14 protein-coding genes are annotated in these 19,597 nt (G+C 65.1%); 3 read left to right on the top strand and 11 right to left on the bottom strand.

What is annotated here, in order from left to right; genetic code table 11:
- The first annotated feature begins 205 nt into the window (after positions 1-205).
- A complete protein-coding gene (locus H6718_18320) occupies positions 206-556 on the top strand; it encodes a hypothetical protein (GenBank protein ID MCB9587362.1) in 351 nt (116 codons plus the stop codon).
- Positions 557-622: 66 nt separating this feature from the next.
- Here H6718_18320 and H6718_18315 read toward each other — a convergent pair whose 3' ends face one another.
- From H6718_18315 to H6718_18290, 6 genes are all read right to left on the bottom strand, one after another.
- Positions 623-1,648, bottom strand: coding sequence for an NAD-dependent epimerase/dehydratase family protein (locus H6718_18315; GenBank protein MCB9587361.1), 1,026 nt, complete (start codon positions 1,646-1,648; stop codon positions 623-625).
- Between the two features lie 7 nt (positions 1,649-1,655).
- Positions 1,656-6,521, bottom strand: a complete 4,866-nt coding sequence (locus tag H6718_18310) for an AMP-binding protein (GenBank protein MCB9587360.1) — start codon at positions 6,519-6,521, stop codon at positions 1,656-1,658.
- Entirely contained in the window at positions 6,518-8,122 is a 1,605-nt protein-coding gene (locus H6718_18305; protein MCB9587359.1) for a DUF2088 domain-containing protein, read from the bottom strand. The genes H6718_18310 and H6718_18305 overlap by 4 nt, the downstream gene beginning before the upstream one ends.
- Positions 8,123-8,218: 96 nt before the next feature.
- A complete protein-coding gene (locus tag H6718_18300) occupies positions 8,219-8,884 on the bottom strand; it encodes an HAD-IB family hydrolase (GenBank protein ID MCB9587358.1) in 666 nt (221 codons plus the stop codon).
- 282 nt (positions 8,885-9,166) lie between these two features.
- Positions 9,167-11,089 carry a peptidase gene (locus H6718_18295; GenBank protein MCB9587357.1) on the bottom strand — a complete coding sequence of 641 codons (1,923 nt, stop codon included), beginning with the start codon at positions 11,087-11,089 and terminating at the stop codon, positions 9,167-9,169.
- Positions 11,086-11,445, bottom strand: coding sequence for a hypothetical protein (locus H6718_18290; GenBank protein ID MCB9587356.1), 360 nt, complete (start codon positions 11,443-11,445; stop codon positions 11,086-11,088). The genes H6718_18295 and H6718_18290 overlap by 4 nt, the downstream gene beginning before the upstream one ends.
- A gap of 70 nt (positions 11,446-11,515) precedes the next feature.
- Between H6718_18290 and H6718_18285 the strand changes: the two genes are divergently transcribed.
- The gene (locus H6718_18285) at positions 11,516-12,649 is read left to right on the top strand and encodes a hypothetical protein (protein MCB9587355.1); all 1,134 of its coding nucleotides are present in this window, start codon (positions 11,516-11,518) and stop codon (positions 12,647-12,649) included.
- Here H6718_18285 and H6718_18280 read toward each other — a convergent pair whose 3' ends face one another.
- Positions 12,650-13,291, bottom strand: coding sequence for a hypothetical protein (locus tag H6718_18280; protein ID MCB9587354.1), 642 nt, complete (start codon positions 13,289-13,291; stop codon positions 12,650-12,652). It lies immediately after the preceding gene.
- Between the two features lie 34 nt (positions 13,292-13,325).
- Here H6718_18280 and H6718_18275 point away from each other — a divergent pair, with 34 nt between their 5' ends.
- Positions 13,326-14,975, top strand: coding sequence for a right-handed parallel beta-helix repeat-containing protein (locus tag H6718_18275; protein MCB9587353.1), 1,650 nt, complete (start codon positions 13,326-13,328; stop codon positions 14,973-14,975).
- On the opposite strand, the gene H6718_18270 is transcribed toward H6718_18275, so the two are convergent.
- The 4 genes from H6718_18270 to H6718_18255 form a co-directional block, all read right to left on the bottom strand.
- Positions 14,972-16,084: a metallophosphoesterase gene (locus H6718_18270; protein ID MCB9587352.1), complete on the bottom strand. Its 1,113-nt coding sequence runs from the start codon at positions 16,082-16,084 to the stop codon at positions 14,972-14,974. The two genes, H6718_18275 and H6718_18270, sit on opposite strands and share 4 nt — an antisense overlap.
- A complete protein-coding gene (locus tag H6718_18265) occupies positions 16,084-17,253 on the bottom strand; it encodes a hypothetical protein (protein ID MCB9587351.1) in 1,170 nt (389 codons plus the stop codon). The genes H6718_18270 and H6718_18265 overlap by 1 nt, the downstream gene beginning before the upstream one ends.
- Entirely contained in the window at positions 17,250-18,476 is a 1,227-nt protein-coding gene (locus tag H6718_18260; GenBank protein ID MCB9587350.1) for an ArsA family ATPase, read from the bottom strand. The genes H6718_18265 and H6718_18260 overlap by 4 nt, the downstream gene beginning before the upstream one ends.
- 131 nt (positions 18,477-18,607) lie before the next feature.
- Positions 18,608-19,570, bottom strand: coding sequence for a hypothetical protein (locus H6718_18255; protein MCB9587349.1), 963 nt, complete (start codon positions 19,568-19,570; stop codon positions 18,608-18,610).
- Positions 19,571-19,597 lie beyond the last annotated feature (27 nt).

Here is a 19,597-nt window from a genome sequence, read left to right as displayed (position 1 = left end):
GCTCCGCTCCTCTATCCTCCCGGAAACACCATCTCGAGCCACGCTGCGTGGAGGGATGCAGCATCCGGTGCCGAACGGGGCAAGACATCTGTCCGCTTCGCCATACCTTGCCGCATGCGGTCCTGGCAGGTCGCGCAAAGCATGCGCCTTTTCCTCGGAGAATTAAGGTCTTTGGCGCCGTGTGGGTTTGGATACCTGTGGCGAAATGGCTAGTCTGAACGTCGGAGGGGAAATGACCGACCAACGACGGCGCATGCGGCTGTGCGTAGCGGGAGATGACGTGGTGGAGGTAGCGCAGCGACTCAAGCGCCTAGCTCAGGCCTGTGCCCGATCAGGGCTTGATGAGGCCTGCTACGGCTGCGGCTCAGTCTCACGGACGACTCACGTCGACCTCTGGGTGAGTGAAGAGGGTCGGGCGTACGACGCGGTCTGCGCTGCTGTGGCCTCCCTACTGCGGGGTGAAATCGACTGCGAGTTCCAGATGGAAGACGGCAGCAGCGTCCGCTTGAGGACGTCCAAGACGTGTGAGGGGCTTCTTAGCGGGCACTCTGGCTGAGCAGCACGCCAGAGATGGCGCGAGGAGACTGTTCACCGCGCCTCCCCCCAAAAATTGAAGAGCTCCTCAGAGCGTGGCGGGCGGCCGAGAGAGCACGACGGCTCCGTCGGGAAACGCCGCACGGCGCTCCACGAGGTCGTTCACCGTGTCGCGCAGCGTCTCACCGGGGTCCCGCGGTTTGAAACCCAGCTCGCGCTCCGCCTTCGATGAGTCGCAGTACCAGAAGTACTGCGCCATCTCGACGCTGATCTCGTCGACCGGCGGCGTGCCACCGACGGCTTCGATGGCACGGCTGAAGAGCTTGTTCGCCCCAATCGCCAAGGCGCGCGTCTTCGGCAGCCGGAGCTTTGGCCCCGGGATCCCGGTTAGGCGCTCGAGGCGCTGGAAGAAGGCAGCGATAGTCAGGTTCTTCGAGCACAAGAGGTAGCGCTCGCCGCTCTCGCCCTTCTCGAGCGCGGTGATCATCGCGCTCGCCACATCGCGCACGTCGACGAAGCTCATCCCACCGCCGGGGATGGCAGGCACCTTGCGCTCGAGGAAATTCTTCACGTCACCCGTGGACGAATCGCGCTCGTCACCAGGGCCGAGGAGCAACGTGGGGTTCACGATCACGACCTCGAAGTCACTGGTGATGGCCTCGAGCGCCTCACGTTCGGCGTACAGCTTGGTGCGGTAGTACGGCCAGCGCGCGATGATATCCAACGGCGCGTGGTCGCGCTCGGTGAACAAGCAGTCGGAGTCTCGGCCAACAGCGATGGTGCCCGAGGTGCTGGCGTAGACGACGCGCTTGATGCCGGCCCCCTTGAGCGCCGCCAGCGCGCGCTTGGTACCGGTGACGTGGAGCTCGTGAAGCGCCGCTGCGTCGTCCTTGTCGCGGCTCACCTTGCCGGTGCACAAGAACGCAGCTTCACACCCCTGAGCGCTTTTCCCCACGGCATTTTCGTCGAGGATGTCGACGGCGTGCACCGTCAGATCGTCGATCTTTCCTCCGCTGCGGCTCACGGCGACCACTTCGTGCCCCGCCGCGCGCAGTTGGCGCACCAAGTGACTGCCCAAGAAGCCCGTGGCTCCAGCTACCCAATAGCGGCCCATATCAAACTCAGCTTTCTGACTGCAGGCCGAAGGCCTTTTGGAAGGTCACCAGGAGCCCGATGTTGTTCGACTTCACCGTACCGGCCATGAACTCCGAGGGGCTCGGGGTGTAGGCCTCTCGCACGATGCGCGTGAACATCGCCGGTGACGTCTTGAGGACGCAGTCCGCGTCGCCCTCAGGCTTACCCGCCCAAATACGGCAATTCTGCGGGGAAATTTGCATACTCCAGCGCTCACCGTCACCCAGCGAGAAGTAGTAGCTCACGGCCTCTTCGATGCTGCCAACCTGGAAGCGCGACTCGAGGTCCTTGAACACCTCGGCCAGCGTTTCCTTCTTCTTCTGGCCGGTGACGTCCTCGACCGTCAGTTGCTTGAGATCGAGCACGCGCCCGGCGGCTAGCTCTTCCACCGCGCGTTGAGCCAAACGCGCGACCGTGCGCGACGCCTCGGTGACGCTCATGCCCTCGGTGAGGCGCCGCAAGTCGGCGACCTCGAGCGGCGGCCCGATGCGCACGTGCACCTTACGGCTGCGCAGCGCGAGAGCGCCCTTCGGTAGCGCCGAGAACGTGCCTCCGAGGTACACCGGCAAGATGTCGGTGTTGTACTGCAGCGAGAGGTGGCCGACGGCGGGCTTGAACTCGTGGATAGCGCCATCGACGCTGCGGGTTCCCTCGGGAAACACCAGCACCACGCTCCCTCGCTCGAGCAGCTCTCCCGCTTGGCGCAGGCTCTGACGCAAGGAGCCGCTGCGGCTCATCGGTACCAAGTTCGTCAGGTTCTCGAAGTAGGCCTTGCGCCACTTTCCGCCCTCGAAGAAGTAGTCCTGCGCGGCGAGGGACACCATGTCTTGGCCGTAACCGCCCAGGGCGTACTTCACGAGACCCATGTCGAGGTGGCTCGCATGATTCGCGGCCACCAAGGTGTTGCGGTTGTGAGGCAGGAAGGCGCGACCGTAGACCTTGGTCGTGAGGACCTTGTCGTAGAAGCCCATCTGGCCGCGGCCGAGCCACTCCATGGCGGCCTTGCGCATCGGCTCCGGGATCTCCAACGGCTCGTCGGCTTCCTTTTCGATGCGCGTGTCGAGTGCGGTCGTCGTGCGGCCGCTTCGCAGCTCACGCATCAACGCCTCCGCATCGCCAATGGTGTGGCAGTTCGTGAGCCGCTCAGCGTCCACGCTGCGTCCCGACTGGCCTTCGAGGGCTACCAACAGCTCGAGCAGCATCAGGGAATCGAAACCGAGATCGCCGCGCAGGCTCATATCCGTGCGGAGCTCGTTCTCCTTGCGCCGGGTGATGGTGGCAACCGCAACGCGAACCATGCGCGCGGCAGCATCCAGACCGGAGGCGTCCACGCCTTGCGCTGCTAGCCGCGGCGGACGCTCGGAGAGCGGTGCGACGCGATCGAGCAGGCGCCGTAGCTCCCGACGCTTGACCTTGCGAGTCGCCGTGCGAGGCAAAGCCACGTCGAGCAATGTGGTGACCCCGGGTCGCATCACCGAAGGCAGGCCATTCAAAGCTCGTTCGAGGGATTGCTTGGCGCGTGCGTGGCGCGCCGCGCGATCATGCTCTGGGTCCTCTTCGGGCACCGCGACGCAGGCGATGCGCTCGCCTCCCCGCGGATCATCCACGCCGAGGATTGCGTACTCCTCGATGTGTTCGATCTTGCCGAGCCGGGCCTCGACGTCGTCGGGGTACACGTTCTCGCCGCTGGAGGTGACGATGGTGTCCTTGGCGCGCCCGACGATGGTGAGGCGCCCCTGACGGTCGAGCTTGCCCAGATCGCCCGTGTGAAGCCAGCCGTCGCTGTCGATCACCTGGGTCGTCGCCGCTTCGTCGTCGGCGTAGCCGAGCATCACGTTCGGGCCCTTGGCGAAGACCTCTCCCACGCCCTCGGCGTTCGGTTCGTGGATGCGAATTTCCACACCGGGAATTGGCTTACCCACGTGGCCGGCCTTGGCCTTCGGTCCGCCCTGAGCGACCGTCAGCACGGGCGACGCTTCCGTCAGGCCGTAGCCCTCGGCCAGGTGCAAGCCGAGGCCGCTGAACAGCTTGTGAGTGCTCTCCGGCAGTGCCGCTCCGCCGCTCACCAGGTAGCGCAGGTGCCCGCCGAGGCCTTGGTGCACCGGACCGAACAAGAGTCGCCCGGTGTCGAGGCCGAGGCTCTTGCCAAGGCTGCGGTTTACTTCGACGGCGACGTCGAACACACGGGACGCCAGGGCGCCGCGCTCTGCGACCTTGGAGAGCATCCGGCGCTCGAGCATCTCCCACAGCGCGGGGACGCCGACCATCGCGGTGATGCGCCCCTCGTTCAAGCCAACCTCCAGGCGCTCGGCGTTGAGTTCGTCGAGGTAGACAATGCGGCAGCCACGGCTGAGCGGGAGCAGCATGCCGCAGGTGAGCTCGAAGGTGTGATGCAGCGGCAGCACGCTGAGCACGCGATCGCGCTTTCCGAGAGGAAATAGCGGAGCGAGGCTCGCGACCAGGGCCGTGAGATTCTGATGCGTGAGCATCACGCCCTTCGGCGAGCCCGTCGTGCCACTCGTGTAGATCAAACACGCAACGTCGTCTGGCGTCACCCGACGCGCGTCCGCTGCGGCTTGCTCCGCGGGCTCCACGCTGGCTTCTCGCGCCATCGCGCTCTCCAGCGCATGCGCCCACATCGGCAGCTCTCCCGCTGCGGCGACGTCCTCGTAGCGTAGCCACGCCACGCTGTCCCCGAGCTCAGCGGCGCAGCGGTCCTTCACCTCCAGATCGGAGATAAAGATGCGCGCCCCCGAGGCTCGCTGCAGGTTCGCGGCGATCTGCGCTTCCACATTCGCGTCGAGGGGCACCACCGTGGCGCCCGCCAAGAGGATCCCAAAGAAGCTGATCGACCACGCGGGGTGGTTCGCGCCCGCGAGCAACACGCGGTCACCCTTTTGCAAGCCGTGCGCTTCGAGGCGCGCCGCACAGGCGAACGCGCGGTCGCGCCACTCGCGGAAGCTCAAGCGACTGAGCCCGTGCTCTTCGGTGCGCTGGAGTGCAACGGCCAAGTCGTGGCGCTGCGCCATCTCGAGGAGCAGCTCGGTCAGCGTCTCGTGGCGGCGCGGCGCGGGTCGCTCCTTCTTGATCCGCTCATCGATCAGCGGGAACACATGCTTCTCGAGGCCGGGCATGTGCACCTCCATGAACCACTCACGCCAGTCGATCTTCTCGGGCTCCCAGAACACCAGCGCTTGCTCCTCCTCCGAGAGGCGCGCGTAAGCGGCGCGAGTGTTGTCGCAGCGGAAGATGTAGTGGTAGCGGCAGACGAACGGCATGAACTGCCCGAGCACGCTACCGACCTTCTCCTGCTGACTGCCGAAAGAGCCGACCACCTTGGCGAGCGGCTTCAGGATTGGCGCAGCGGGCCCAACGCCAGCCCGCTTCAACAGGCCGGACAAGCCCGCGCTCGCCTTGCTCACCGCTGGCGGGCCGTAGCTATTGAACTGCTTCTCCGTGAGCAGCGCCCCTTCGAAGTGCGCCTGCACGTAGGAGAGCAGCGGGCCGCCGCGCCCGGTTTTTTGGTAGTACTTGCGCTTGTACAACCCCGAGAGCTCGAAGAAGCGGCGCATGGTGCACGGGTTCGTGTCGCTGGTCCCGTACTGGTAGACGAGCGGCGCCGTGCCCTCGATTAGTTCCGCGAGGGAAAGGATCATCGCCCCGGCGACCATGTCGCAGGGGATAAAGTCGAGGTAGTTGTCGGAGCCGGGGATCTGCGTCTGCCCTTCGCGCAGCGAGTAGATCAGCGGAGCCGAAGTGTTGATACCTTCTGCCCACCCCTTGATGGGGAACTCACAGCTAGACTCGATGATCGCGGGGCGCACGATCGTGAACTCAACGCCTGAGTTGCAGATGATCTGTTCGCCGATGCTCTTGGTGTAGGTGTACGTGTTGGACCAGCCCCAGAAGTTCGCGCGCTCGGTGCCGAGCTCTGCCAGCTGCGCCTCGATGAACTTGCGGCGCACGCGCTCGATTTCATCACTCAGCGCCGGACCGCGCGCGGGCTCACCGCGCTTCTCCAGGTTGAAGCGCGCTTCATCGAGGAAGCGGCTTTGCCGGAACTTGTCGTTCGCACGGTGACGCGCCTGCTCGATGACATCCAAGCACTCGGCGATCTCGCCTTCGGGGTCCCAGTGAGCCTCTTCGAGCTGGCCCGCTTTGGGGAACGGCTTGAGGCGCGGATCGAGCTCCTCGATGAAGCCGGTGCGATCCCCCGCGGTGAAGCAGGTGGAGGTGTGCATCAGCTTGGTTTGCTTCGCGCCTTGCAGGTCCTTGACCAGCGCGATCAGGTTCTGCACGCCGAACGCGTTCACGTCGAGGGCCTGGTCCAGCGGCGGATCGAAGTCGACGACGCCGGCGGCGTTGATCACGACATCGACGCTACCTCGCAGCTCATCACGTAGTGGCGCAGGCAGGCCGCAGAACGGAAACGCGACGTCACCGGGGATGGGCACGATCTTGTCGCGCATGAAGGCTTCATAGCCGTCGCCGTAGCGCTCGCGGAGCGGAGTCATCACCTCCGATGTGATGATTTCCGCGTCGAAACGTTCCTGGGCTGTCTGGTGCTTGCGCTCGCGCACCACGAGGTAGATGCGTTCGAGCTCCGGAAAATGGTGGAGCAACATCGCCCACCACACCTTGCCAAGGAAACCCGTGCCGCCGACGACTACGAAGCGCCGGCCGCGGATCTGCTCGCGGATTTTGAGCGGCCCTTTGGGAGACGCTGCGGGCGCTAGGTGCGCGCTGGGTGTTGATTCCGCGCTGCTCGGCGCTGCGAGGGCAGTCCCCTCAAGGGCGTGGTCCAGCGTGGAGATCCCGTTACCGGGCCCGTGAACACCATTCTTGCCGCTCATCCGCCGCGTGCCCCACTACCCGGCAGCTGCACGTCAGCCATCAGCATCGGCGCGACATGCAAGCACGCGATGTCCAGGCTCCGAAGCTCACCGCCTCGGGCGCGGTACAGCGCCTCGTCCATGGTTGGCGCCGTCTCGTAGCCCAAGATCTGCGGGATGTACTCGTTGTCTGCGCCAACGACGATCACGCGCCCCAGGTGCTGGCGCCCGGCTTCGCCCCAGTACCACATATAGAAGGGGTGCACCGGGTGGTAGGCGTGTCCCGTGCGGTACATCTGGATGAACGCGGGGTCCTGCGCGAACTTGTGCTCATAGCGCTTGTGTAGCTCGACCGCGTCGCGTGTTTCCGGGAGTAAACGGTGCACGAAGTCGATGTACGGAGCATGCTGCTCGTGATCGAATTTGTCCGTACACGGATGAGTGATGATCAGCGTGCCGCCCTTCTTCACTAGCGGCGCGTTGCGGTACAGGTTGAACAGATAGCCTTGTGCCATCACCTGCACGAGCAGTGGGTTGAGGAAGGCGTGGACGTTGTACGGGCTGATGAACGGCACACCGCTCACCAGCACGTCGACCTGACCCTGGAACGGCACGCAGTACTGCGCGAAGTTCTTCTCCAGCGTCTTCTTGTGCACCGCCTCGGTCTCCCCAGCGACGACGCTGATCACGCCGTAAGGCGCCGGGAACTTGTCGAAGATCGCCTGGCGAGCCGGCTGAGGTAGACGCTTGAGCGTTGCGATCAGCCCCTTCTGCAGCATGCGCTCTTTGCCCGTTAGCTCGTCCTCGTTCTTCGCGAGAAAGTCGAGGTTTTTGTCGAACATGCGGTTGTTGAGGGCCGTCTCGATGGTGAACACGTTCAGGTGTTCGTTCGCGATGCGTCCCATGCGCTCCACGCTGCTCGCCAGCGCCGAGGTGGCCGGGTCCATATAGGAGTGACAATCCCGCATGGTAAAAGGATTGTGGTGCGCGCGCAGGCTCTTGTAGCCGCACAGGCCAACCGCCACCGACTTGTGCCCACCGTCCATCGGCACGAAGTTCACGTTGACGTAGATGACGAGGTCGCTCTCGACGGCGCGACGGTTCAGCTCCACCACCTCACCGAGCTCGGTGGTGCCGATCTCGACCATGTTTTCCTGGTCCTCAGCGTCGTGGTTGTAGAGGCGATCCGGCCAGTACGCATCGAAGATCTTGTCTCCGACACAGTGGCGGATTTCATGACCCTTCATGCGGCGATGCACCGCCGTAGCGATGATCATCTCGATATCGTCGACGCCGTGGTCGGCGAGCATATCGAGCACGATGGTCAAGATGCGCTCGCGCACGTCGGGGCGGCGCATCGGCGGCAGCGGCAGGGAGATGTCGTCGATCGCGATCGTGACCTTCATCCCGGGACGCAGCTTCGCGTAGAGCGGCTCGCTGTTCTCTGGGTGGTTGATCGCGTAGCGAATGGCGGCGTCGACGTCGCGCAGCCCCTCCATGGGCGGCTTCGGGTAAATCACCCGAGTACCCGCGGGCAGGTCCACTTCGACCAGCGAGTCACCAGCAAACAGTACGCGGGGAGCGCTGTCGCGCTCCAAAGTCACCACACAGGGATGGTTCATAGCTTTTTCCGAATCATTGATTGGGTGCGCGCCAACTCGGGCGCGGTTGCTCGTTGTTCGTGGCCCCTGGGGCGCGCGCTCGAGGCGCGCGTGAGGCTAAGGTCGGGCGAGTTCGAAGCTGGGCCAGCTGTAGGCCTTCGCGAGGAGGCGCAGGCGCGCGTCAGGGTTTACGGCGGCGGGGTGACCCACGACGCTCAACATCGGCACGTCGGAGTAACTATCGCTGTAGGCATAGCACTCGTCCAAGTCATGCCCCTTCGCGCGCGCGTGTTCGCGAATCAACCGGGCCTTCTCCGGCCCAGCGACGACTGGCTTGAGGAGCTTGCCCGTCGCGATGCCGTCTTTGATTTCCAGGCGGTTCGCGATGACGTCGGTCGCCCCTAGATGCGCGCGCAGTCTTTCCAGGAGGAAATCCAATGCGCCGCTAATCAGGACCACGTCTCGGCCGACGTCCAGGCTGCGCTTCACCAGGTCTTTGGCGCCCGGGTAGAGGGCCTGCTTCAGCACGGTGTCGAACGCCTCGTCTGCCAAGATCAAGAGGCGGTCTTCGCTCATGCCCTGAAAGGAACTGAACAACAGCTCGTTGAAGGTGCGCCGATCCAGCATTTCAGCGATCGCCATACGCGGCGCGCCGAGCAGAGTGCGCCCAACGCGCATCGCCGTCTGAACGGGGGTGCCCTGGTTCAACAAATAGAACAGGGTCGGGTGCACCAGGTTCGTACGCACCAGAGTGCCATCGACATCGAAATAGCTCGCAGCCACGGGCCCTTCGCTCACCCAAGCCGGCCCTGGAGTCAAGCCTGCAGACCCCAATCACCGGGGTTCGAACAGGTGACCCGCTCCAGTCCTACGACGCAGCGCACAAACCGTGAGCCCATCGGTCAGAGTTCTGGCCGTCCCTGGCTCGAACAAACCCCGATTCTGTGGAAGTTTCCGCGAACTGGACGTATCCGCGCGTAACCAGCGACGCAGTGAGCGGACTGCAAGACTTTTCTTTTGGGGGAGAGGCGCGCTGCCCCTACGCCGTGGTCTGCGGCAAGGCAACTAGGGCGTGATCGGGCGCTGGCGGCGGCGACGCCGTGTCGCCGCCAAGCCCACGGCACCAGCGAGCGCCAACCAGCCCCCCGCGGAAGATTGGGCTCCGGCGCCAGCCGCCCGGCAACCACAATCGATCTGCGGAGCCAGCACAATCACCCGAACCTCGGGCTCTGGGTAGGCTCCAGCAGCTCCGGCCGTACCCAGCGCGCCACCGCTGCCCGGCTCTGTCGAGCCGGCCGCCCCTCCGGTCGATCCCGGGGGCGGAGGCAACGTACCCGGATCGATGGTCGGCGAGGAGCCCTGCCCCCCATTTCCACCCGGCAAATTGGTACCGCCCGTCCCAGCACCGCCCGCAGCCCCGCCGGTTGCACCACCAGTCGCTCCGCCGCTACCGGACGTTCCCGCCGCTCCACCGCGGCCGCTTTGGGGACTACCTCCAGTCGCTCCGCCGCTGCCGGCCGCTCCGCCGCTGCCAGCTGTACCAACACCCCCAGCACCGACCCCGGCACTCCCGCCGGTTTCAGCGCCCGCCGCCCCCGCCGCTCCAACAGCACCACCGCTGGAGCTGGCGGACACAGACCAACCGATGTCTTGCATCAACGGGAGCGACAGGTCGACGCCGTGCGCGAGCCCCTTCGTTGCATAAGGCTCCATCAGCAGATTGGGCGACGCAACCGGATCCCAGTGAGAAATCGAGGAGCCAAGCTTCACGGGGTCGGGAGCGTTGAGCTGAACCCGTCCCTCAGGGTCCGCGCCGACCAGCACGTTTAAATCCTCGCGGATATCCGCGATCAAGCCATTGCCGGCCGCCGCTCTCAAGCGCACGGCGTCCGCCCGGCTCAGGGACACCACCGGAATACTGACGTTCTGAAAACCGTTCAGCGGCTTCACCGGTGAACCGGATGTCGTCATGCCGAGCACGAGCGCCGCAGCTCCGGCGTCCTCCGCCGCCTTTGCTTGCACGTCTGCACCGCAACTTCCGAGGTCGAGGAACAACACCACGCCTTGTTGCGCCCCAGGCAGCGCGCCGCTGCATCCGAGGTCGGTTCCCGCGGGTGTCCGAACGATACCGCCGATCGGCTGGTTGCTGAGCGGCGCCCCAAAGCTGGCGACAGCGACCGGATACCAGGCCTCTGCATCTTCCGCGGTGGTACGCAGCAGGGCGACACCTGAAGACAACACGTCCGGAGCTGCCTGGGTCACCCTCTCCCCCGACCAGACCACCCGACGGCTATTCTTCGCGGAAACGACGCGTTCGGCGTCGCTCAGCTCGGACCAAGAACGCTCCTCGAGCGTATCCAGGGTGAGGTTCGAGTACACATCGGGCTTGCCGAGAAGGAGCTTGCCCGTCTCCTCGTTCACGAAGTTCGAAAACCCGAGTCCGTGGCCCAACTCGTGCAGCAGCACCTGGACGAGATCGATGTCACTGCCCGCCTGGCCGTCGAGGCCATAGTACCAACCCATGCTTCCGAGGCAGGTCGAGTTGTCCAGGTCGCCGTTGAACTGGGCGCTGATGTCCGCCAGCCCGGGCGCCAAGTCGACTCCCGCCAAGCTATCCGCCAGCGCGGAGTGGTACCAAGTGCCCGCAGCTTGCGCGCCTGGAAAATCTTGAAACACGAAGTTCGTGCCCGCTGAGCCGAGGACGGCGCTGGTGGAAGAACAGGTGAGCGCACTGAACTGAGCATCGACGACGATCGTGACGTCGCTCTCGAGGAGCTCACCCCAGACGCGCGCCGCATATTCGAACGCGATGCGCCGTTGCTCACCCAGCGTGGTGCCCGCGTTTCCGCCCACTGGGCTGACGGGCGTCCCGTCATTGAATCCCGTACCAGCGCCATCCTTCACGCGGATCTCGAAATCTGCAGCGAGCGCTGGCGTCGCAGCGCACAACCCGGCGACCAAGACCGGCGCGAAGCCGAGGCGCCTCACTGCCCGACCTCTGTTTCCGTGTGGTTTAGAACGGCGACCACAGCAGGTACGCGATTGGCACACACTAGCTCGGGAGCTCCGCTTTGGAGGGTAACGACCTGGGCGTGCTGATAGCCACCCCTGAGGTCAACCGCACGGCCACCCCCCGGCAGCTCGGTCGCTTGAAGGCCCAGATCCGAGCGCTCCAGGTGCGCCTCCCAGCTCTCTGGCGTCTCCCTGGATGTGCTGGCGACGGACCCATCCGTCACATCACCACACGCCCCCAAGAACCCCAGAAGCAGCAAAATCGCGCCCGTTCTCAAGGGCAAGATCGCCTGCCGACAATAACCGCAAGGCCCGCGTCGAAAAGAGCTCATCAGCGGAGGGATCGGCCCTTTGACGCGAACCTTGAGTGTCCGCGGACGTGCTTTCTGTTACGACCGACGCATGCGCTTAGTCGACTCCCCCCCTGCCCTCGCCCGTACGGCCAAAGAGCTCACTGGAGCGCGGCAACTCTTCATCGACACGGAGTTCGAGTCGACGCGCGAACATCGCACGCTCTGTCTGCTGCAGATTTCCCGAGGCGAGACCATCTATCTGGTGGACACCTTGCGCGTCCACGATCTCTCCCCACTGGCTCCTGTGCTTCAAGCTGAAGACACGGAGTGGGTTCTCCACGCCGGACAGCAGGACGTGCTTCTGCTCATCGAGCGCCTGAAGCTGAAGCAACCGCCTCCGATCTTTGACACGCAGATCGCCTGGGGGCTGCTCGGCCCCGAGCCGTCGGTGTCCCTCGCCTACCTGCAGTTCAAGGTGCTGGGACTTCGCGCTGGCAAAGCCCATCAGGCGGACGACTGGAAACGCCGTCCGCTGCCGCAAAGTCAGCTCGCCTACGCAGCCGGCGACATTGAACACCTACCGGAACTGCGGGATGAACTTGGTGCGCGCCTGCGCTCCAAGGGTCGCGAGCAGTGCGTGCTCGACGCGAGCAGAGACGCGCTGGTACCGAGCGAGGATCCGCCGCCGGAGCTCAACTTGGACTCGTTCCGCAACGCCTGGCAACTGGAACCGCCCAACCAGGCTGCGCTTCGCGCGCTGATGGATTGGTACAACGGCCTGCCTTCTCACAAGCGCGCTCAAGCGCCTGCTCCCAAGACCTTGCTTGCGATCGCAAGTCGTCTCCCCGAGGAAGGGCAAGACGTCGTACGCATCAAAGGCGTCCCTCAAGGCTGGGGTCGCCGCTACGGAGATCAGGTGGCCGCGCTCGTGGTGAAGGCAGTGAACAGCGCTCGGGATGGTGACTTCATTCCGATCGATCCTCCGCCCTACGCCACCTTTGAAGAGATCCGACTCGATGCCTACTTCGCGACGTTGCGCGCAGAGGTGTGCGCGAAGCTCGCGGCTGCCCCCGAGCTCGCGCTGCCAACACGGGTGTTGCGTCGCCTACGCCATGCGTTGCTCGAAGGAGGGGTCGACGCAGCGCTCGCGGAGCTCGACGGCTGGCGCGGCGACTTGTGTCGGGGCGCTGTGGAGGCGCACTTGAGCCAGCATCCACCGCCCCTCGAGCGCAAGCAGGGCTGACTACCAGTGGGCGTCGTAGATGGCGACGCCAGGCTCTTCGCGCACGAGCTCGACGTCACCGTGCACACCGGCGGCCTCGATGGTAGCGCGGAAGACGCCCGTGAAGCCAATCAGGTTGCGCGTCAGAAATAGCCCGTGCGGAAACGTCATGCGCACGCTCGAGGTGGCCTTGATGGTGCGCGCATCCAGCTTGGTTCCCCTGCGGAAATTGCTCCAGCGAAGCGACGCCCCCTTGAGGATCAGTGCGGGGCCCGCGACGCGCATCAGGCTAGCGTACATGGGCGAGGCGTAGAGCGTCTTCGCCACGCGGTAGGTGTGGTCCGCATAGGCGCTGTCCGAGAAGCCGAGTTCGTCACCGGTTGCCAAGAGCACGCACTGATACTCGACCTCGGTCACCCACGTGTTTGGGGGCGGCGGCTCGCGAACCAGCGCAGCCAGACGCGGTGGCAGTGACGCCGTATCTGGAGTGTGAACGGCGAGGGCCGTACGCAACATGGACGCCTTCACCTGGGCGCCCTCGAAGGAGTCGATCCCATACGGCAGCGCTTCTAGGTAGCGGTCCAGGTCCACGATCCAAAAGCTATACCACCAAGTCAGGGAATATGTGGAGAGCAAGTAACGGGTGGCTGCAAACCACGCCACCCGCAGCTCTCCGTGTCTCGCTATAGTCATCCCCATGTGGGAAACCAGCTCGAGCGCCCCAGGTCGGCGCACCGCTTCCGTTCGTCCTCTGACCTCGCGCCTCGCGCTAGCCCTGGGCGCTGCCGGGCTCGCGCTCAGCTTGGCGCCTGGAGTCGCTTCCGCAGCCACGACTGAAATCGGTCCGAGCGATGACCTGGACGCCGCCATCAAGGCGCTCGCACCCGGCGATGAGCTCGTGCTTCAAGGTGGCACCTACACCCTCAATTTCCGCCTGGGAATTACCCTGAACGGCACTGCGGCGATGCCCATCGTGATTCGCGCCAAAGACGGGGAGACGCCGATCATCACGCGTGATGCGGCGCAGAACGTAGTCAACATCGAGAACTCCAGCTACGTGACGCTCCAGGGCTTGGAGATCAGCGGTGGTAGTCATGGCATCCGCATCGACGACTCAGATTTCATCACCATCGAGGATTGCCACGTACATGACACGGGGGATGTCGCCATCAGCGCGAACCTCCCAGGCTCGACCTACGAAGGTCTGCGCTTCATTCACAACCACATTCACGACACCGGAGGCACTGGAGAGGGCTTCTACCTTGGCTGCAACGACGCCGGCTGCGTGATGTTCAACAGCGTGATCGAAGGCAACTACATCCACGACACCAAGGACGGCGTCTCCCAGGGTGACGGCATCGAGGTCAAGCAAGGGAGCTATGGCAACCTGATCAAAGACAACGTGATCCGCGACACCGGCTACCCCTGCATCATCGTCTATGGCACCCAAGGCAACGCGGTGAACACCATCGAGGGCAACGCGATGTGGAACTGTGGAGATCACGGGATCCAAGCGGCGGCCGACGCGGTCATCATCAACAATCTGATTCTAGGAGCAGCCGCGAACGGCATCCACAATCAGGTCCACCAGGGCGCTACCCCGGGGAACCTAACCATTCTCCACAACACGATCCTCGTGGACAACGATGCCATCCGAACGAACGACATCGCCGCGCCGGTGCTGATCGCCAACAATGCGCTGTACTCGAGCGGCGGCAACGCCATCCGCTTGGGCGGAGACACCGGACAAGCGACGGTCAGCGGCAACGTCGGCACCGGCACCTTCGCGGGCAGCTCGGGCTTCGACGGCAGCGGCGCGCGCGCAACGGACTTCGCTGACTTCGCGAACAACGACGTCTTCCCCGCCAGCGGCTCGAAGCTCGTCGGCTCCGGCGACTCCGCTCACACCCTGCCCGACGACTTCAACGGGACGGCGCGCTCGGCGTCGTCCGTCGATGTTGGCGCCTACGTCTACGACGCGAGCGGCAACCCCGGCTGGACCGTTGGCGACGGCTTCAAGCAAGGGGGCTCGACCGGCGGCGGAACTGGCGGGAGCGGCGGAAGCGCGGGCGCCGCAAGCGGCGGGAACGGGGGCAGCGGGAATGGTGGCAGCAGCAACACCGGGGGCACCGGCACCGGCGGCAGTAGCGCCGGGGCCACCAACGGCGGAAGTGGCGCTGCGAGCAGCGGAGGATCCGGAGCAACGAGCAACGCGGGTGGCGGTTCGAGCGACGACTCGGGTTGCGGCTGCTCGGTTCCGGGAGGTAATGGGAGCCGCGGTGGGCTCCTGCTCGGACTTGGGTTACTCCTCGGCGCGGGCTTGAGACGCCGCAGGCGGCTTAGCTAGTCGACGCGCACGGTTCGCACCTTGCGGATCCCCGAGTCGGGGTCGACGTCGATCACCAGAAAGTGACGGCCGATTTGATCGAAGCGCTCGGGGATCGCACCACCCCCACCTGAAATGTACGCCGGGATCCCGCCGTTCTCGAAGTCGTAGTAGGAGTGAATGTGCCCGTAGAGCGTCAGGTCTACGTGACCGCGTGCGAGTCGTCCTAGGAGCTTCGCTGCCTCGTTGCGGCTACTGAAGGCGCCATTGCGCACCCCGGTCGGATCGAGCGGTGGGATGTGCATCGCGACGATGTGGACGTCCGAAGTATGCTCCGAAAGCCAACCGCCAAGTTGGTCATACACCAGTGGGTCCACCGTGGCGCTACCGCTATCGATCAGACTGAACGCTGCCCCGCGGAAATCGAAATGGAAGCTCGCACGGCCAAAGTAGTCGTGCCAGAGCGTAGGAGACTGCCCGAGCTCGTGATTACCGAGCGTCGTGTAGTAAGGCACCTCGAGCTTCTGCAGCTCTCGCTTGTAGCGGCTCAGCTGCTCGTCGCTGCCCTGGTTGGTTAGGTCACCGGCACCGAGCATGAAGGAGACGGGCTCTTGGTTGATGCGCCCGAAGATGTCTTGCACTCGGTCGATCGCCTCTTGAACGTCGCTGAGTAGTGCAAAGCTGAATGGGCCGCGCTGGCGAGCCTCTGGAGCCATCAGCTCGAACCGCACCTCGGGAGTCGTCAGGGTCAGCTGGTAGACCTGCTGCGTGGCATGCGTGCCTGGAAGCTGCGTCAGCGTCGCCTCGCCTTCCACCACCTTCAGCTGCGACTCGCGCATCACGTTGGAAAACGTCACGCGCCAGCTGGTCGGCGCGCTCTCACTGCGGTTGAGCGTGAAGCGCTGGACCGGCGCACTGTTCCACAGGCTGAGCGTGCCTTCGCCCGCCTCTTCGCCAATGCCTAGAATCACCGCTAGCCCGTCATCCACATCGACCCGCAGGCCACGAGCTTCGGCGTGACCCACTTCTTGATCGCGCTCCGCGCGTTCCTCCGCGGGGCGCGTGCTACACGCCGCTTGCGCCGCCAGGCCGAGAAGCCCCAGAGCCAAAGCCGTACGTTGCCAGCCCATCACATTTCCTCCCGGTAAAGCAGTGACAGCCCAAGGATGTAGGCCGAGCCGACCTCGGCGTTGAAGCCGACGCCGAGGCGGTCCTCGAGCAGGCGGCTCTTGAAGTAGTAGTCGACGTCGAGCCCGAAGTGACCCGCCACGCCACTGCCGAGGCCGTGGAGCAGGAGCCCCGCGGCGTAGTCGTCGTGACGGTGGTCGTAGTAGGCGCGCCACTCGCCACGATCGCCACGAAAATAGGCGCCGAAGCCCAGCTGGAAGAGCAAGAGCTCCGTGTAGTCGGGCTCGATCGTCGCGCCGTTCAGTCCGCGGATGTCATAGGCGGTACGCGTGATGCCCCAGCCAACACCCATCTCAGCGAAGCTGCCTCGCAGGTCGGGCGCAAAGTGTTGCAAGTCCATTCTCCCAAGCACCGAAGTCTCGAAGGTCGTGTTCAAGAAGCCTTCGGATGGGAAGTCGTGGCGAGTGAGCGCGACCTCGACGTCGACGAAGCTCCCGTCCCTCGCGGGACGACCGGGCGTCGCCCCGAGCACGCGCGGGGCAAGCGCGAGGCGAAGCCGCTCATTCTGCGAGTCGAGCCCGAAGTAGCCGCTCGGCGCGATGCGCACCGGCCCGAGCCATTGTTCGAAGCCGGCGGTCAGGAACCGCTCGTACGCGAACTGTGGGTCCGAGACGTGGCTCACACCAATGCGACTCGTGGAGTAGGCCTTGCCGCCGCCATTGCTGCGCCAAGAGTCCGGCATCGCCACGCCCCATACATCCGCGAGGAAAGACAGGCCGACCAAGCCGGCGCCGCCGATCGTCACCGCGGCCGCTGGCCCTACCCAGTCGCGCGCCGCTCCCGTCAGCGCCAGGGTGCCACCACCGAGGAGCACGAGCCCCAGCCCAATCCCCTCCGTGAGCAGCAAGCGGCGCCCGGTTTCGCTTCGCCCGGCGACGAAGTGCCCCGTGCCGTGGACGATCGCACCGGGGAAGATCGCGAGCCCCGTCGCCAACGGATCGGCTTCGAGTTCCTCGTCGTTGCTCTCCTGCGACGCAGGCTGGGCCGGCGACCGCTGGGCCGTCTGTGGACGCGCGGGTGTGCCCTGACGTTCAGGCGTCGCAGCCTGCGCCGCCGACGTCGTCGAGGCGAAGCACAGCAGCAGCGCTGAGCAGAGCCCAGCTCGCTTCAAGTACGACTCTCCCAATCGAACAGCGCACGGGAGAGCTGGAGCAAGTCGATCAAATCCCGAGGGTCCTCACTGAGCTCGGGCAACCGCACGCTGAGGCAATCCTTCGGTAGACGCTCGGTGAAGCGGTCCGTCGCGGCCTGCGCGACATGATTCCATGCGGCAGTGTCTTGGCGCAGCTTGGCTAGCTCATGAAGTAACACCAACATCGCCTCGCTGACTCTCCGCCCCTCAAGGCCAATCGACCCCAGGCGCTGCGCTGGATCCTGAGGAGGCGCCCAACCTACCTTTTCTGCAGGGTCGCTGGCTCGCGCGACGTAGGCGCGATTGAAGATCACCGCGCCGAGCGGCACACCACGCTCCAGCAAGCCGTCGCGCAAGTATGCTGCGTCCCACAGGCTAGTTCGCGACGGCGAGCACACCAGGCAGAACGCTGTCGAATCCGCGCGGAGAATCCTCTGCACCGCCTCGGCGCGCGCTTGAAAGCCCTCCTTCAGGTGCCAGAGCACCGAGAAGAAGCCCACCAGTTCCTCCACCAGCTGCCGGCTCGCGAGCATACCCAAGATGCGCGTCGCCGCAGCGCCTCCGCTCGGAATCAAGCGCGACAACGCCCCGCCGCCAAAGCGCGGCTTCAGGAACCAGCGCACGGCCTCATCGTCAAGGAAGCGTGCGAGTCGCCCCGGGGCGTCGAGGATATCCAGGGCCGAGCGAGTCGGCGGCGTGTCGAGCACCACCAAGTCGTAGTCCCCACTCTCCACGACGTCGTACAGACGCTCCATGGCGACGTACGCGTGGCTGCGGGCCAAGGTGCGAGAGAACGCCTGATACACGCGGTTCTCGAGGATCTTGCGGGTGGACTCACCGGCGCCGTTCAGCCGCTCGATGAGCGAGTCATAAGATGCGCGCGTCTCCAACATCGCGGCATCCAGCCGTCCCTCCACGCGGGCGCCGTAGCGCAAGAGCTCCTCCGTCGGCACGGCGCGCACACCATCGTCCAACCCATCGAGCCCAAGCGCGGTCGCCAGACGCCGCGCTGGATCAATGGTGAGCACGAGCGCGCGCCGCCCGCGCCTCGCCGCCTCGAGCGCCAGCGTCGCAGCGACGCTGGTCTTGCCGACGCCCCCAGGCCCCACACACACAATCAGCTTGTGATCCGCGAGGAACGTCTCGGCGCGCTGATGGTCCTGCTCGGAGTTTGCGCGGCGACTGCTGGGCTGGGAACTCACGGGCGCTGCAGCTTGAGACGGCGCTGCAGCTTGAGACGGCGCTGCAGCTTGAGACGGCGCTGCAGCTCGAGACGGCGCTGCAGCTTGAACCGGCCCTGCGCCTTCAATCGACCCTGCCCCTTGGACGGTCATCACGCTTCGTCCCCCACCGCGAGGCGGCCCAGGCGCTGCAGCTCCTGCAGGCTGACCTCGCCGGTCGTGAGTCGGGGCAGTTCCACGAGGGGGATACGCACGCGAGCCGAGAGTCGTTTCAGTTGATCGCGCACACGACCAAATCGCCGCAAGGCCGCGCGGCCGAGGGCGATGTCATCGGACAGTTCGCGATCTCCGGCACGCATGCCCGCTTCGGCGAGATCATCCACCACGCTCAGCGCCTGATAGCTGAGCGGCTCGGCGGGCACTTGATTGACGTACAGACGGCCGAGCTGAATGCGGTGGTCGCGATCCAGGTTCTCATAGAGTTCGAGGGTCTCTTGAACGGGGAGCTCCGTAGGCAGCGTCACCAGGTTCAGGATGACCTTGTTGCTGTCCGCCAAGAGGTCACTCACGCTCGAGAGCAGTCGCCGGAGCGGACCGGCGCCGACCAAACCGTCGAGCACCCGCGGAAGCTCGAGCAACATGAGCGCGTGCCCCGTGGCGTCCAGGTCGACGTAGATTGGGTGCCAGTACGGCTGACCATCGGCCTTGCGCATTTCCACAAGGCTTTTGAGCTTGCTCAAGGTCACCACCTCGGCGACGCCCGGCGCCGCATAGAGGAAGCGCCCGAGCGCCTTGTTGTCGAGAACGAGCTTCGCGAAGCCACCGAGGCGCAAGTTGTCGGACACGTAGTCAGCGAGGGCGCCTTCCACGCCGAGGTTCATCGCGCTGACTCCGCGACCCACGTCATGGGGCTCGTAGCCAATGGGACCTTGGCCAAACACCGCCTCCATGCTCGCGCGGTGGCCAAGCTCCACCACCAAGGGACGCATGCCTCGCCGGGCCGCCTCGAGAGCGAGGGAGGCGACCAACGTCGACTTTCCCACCCCTCCCTTGCCGGTGAACAGCTGAAGCCGGTGAGCAAAAGGATCCCGAGCGGGTGAGAGCGGCGTGATCACGACGGCATGGGGTAACGCGAAGGCCGG

Source organism: Polyangiaceae bacterium (assembly GCA_020633205.1).
Lineage (GTDB): Bacteria > Myxococcota_A > Polyangia > Polyangiales > Polyangiaceae > JAHBVY01.
Note: the sequence above shows the minus strand (reverse complement) of the source record. Positions and strands in the feature narration are given on the sequence as shown.